At 67.7% G+C, this 396-nt stretch carries 1 protein-coding gene; it reads left to right on the top strand.

The annotated features are described in order from the left end of the window. Positions 1–310, top strand: a 310-nt coding sequence (locus G3I71_RS50730; protein ID WP_203733266.1) for a hypothetical protein, incomplete at its 5' end; no start/stop codon positions are given. Positions 311–396: the final 86 nt, after the last annotated feature.

Here is a 396-nt window from a genome sequence, read left to right on the forward strand (position 1 = left end):
TGGTGTCCCTTGTCAGGTCGACCCTGTCCGTTTCACCCCGGTTCAGGCTCGGCAGGCGTCCCGCGTGACGGGATCGCCGTCCAGTTCATTCACCTTTACCCAGTTCGTACCGGAAGTTGGATTTCCGGTAGGAAGCTACAGCAGCAGCACCTTCGGGGCGGGATCGAAGAGCGTGGTCGCGGCATCTGCCGCCCCTCTCATGCACCCGCTGCCGGAGGTCATCAACAACTGCGTCGACGGCGGTGTCCGCGAGGGCAGCTTCCCGTGTGGCGGGACGGGTTCCTATCTTGTCGGGGCGGTGGGCCGGTGAGCGGCGTGGCGGCCCCGGCCGTCGCCCTGGTCCCCGCTCAGCGCTCGTCCGTGGCGGCTGTCGCTTCCAACGCTGCCCAGACGGTG

The sequence above is a fragment of the Streptomyces sp. SID12501 genome (genome assembly GCF_010550245.1).
GTDB lineage: Bacteria > Actinomycetota > Actinomycetes > Streptomycetales > Streptomycetaceae > Streptomyces.